The following is a 499-nucleotide window of genomic DNA, read 5'->3' as shown; positions in this document are numbered from 1 at the left end:
CAACTGAAAAAGGAACAGCCGACAGAGCAACCCCGAAGCAGTGTTGCACCACAGGTACAACTACTCGACCTTTTTGGCAATATCATTCAAGAGGAGAAACCCAAACGAAAAACCTCCTCGATGAAACGTGCTGTGGCTTCTGCCCCTTCTCCCACTGTCGAAATAAAGCAACAAGAGACTGCTATGGGACTGTTGGAGACAGGAGAGTTGTGGTGGCAGCAGAACAAGGAGAAAGGGATGCAGCAGCGTCCCTATGAGGGCTTATGGCATGAACACCTCAGAGAGGGTTCTTTGCTCGTTTCGGACTTTCAGGTCGGAATGCTTGTCCGTGATATGGAGGACAATCGAATGTTCCAGCCCATAGACCTCTCTTCCCAAGAACGACAAAAAATGTTACTCTACATAGACCTGCGAGATGCTTACCATACGCTCTATGATTATGAAGCGGAACGCAAGGTGGCGAATGAATCCCTGCGACAGAACCTCAATGAACTGTACG

At 48.9% G+C, this 499-nt stretch carries 1 pseudogene; it reads left to right on the top strand.

Features of this window, described 5'->3' with window-relative positions:
• Nucleotides 1-499: pseudogene (locus JT26_RS06575) on the top strand (hypothetical protein); the annotation flags it as partial.

This window comes from Porphyromonas sp. COT-108 OH1349, assembly GCF_000768755.1.
GTDB classification, from domain to species: Bacteria; Bacteroidota; Bacteroidia; order Bacteroidales; family Porphyromonadaceae; genus Porphyromonas_A; species Porphyromonas_A canoris.
The sequence above is the reverse complement of the archived record's forward strand: the minus strand, read 5'-3'. Positions and strand labels throughout refer to the sequence as shown.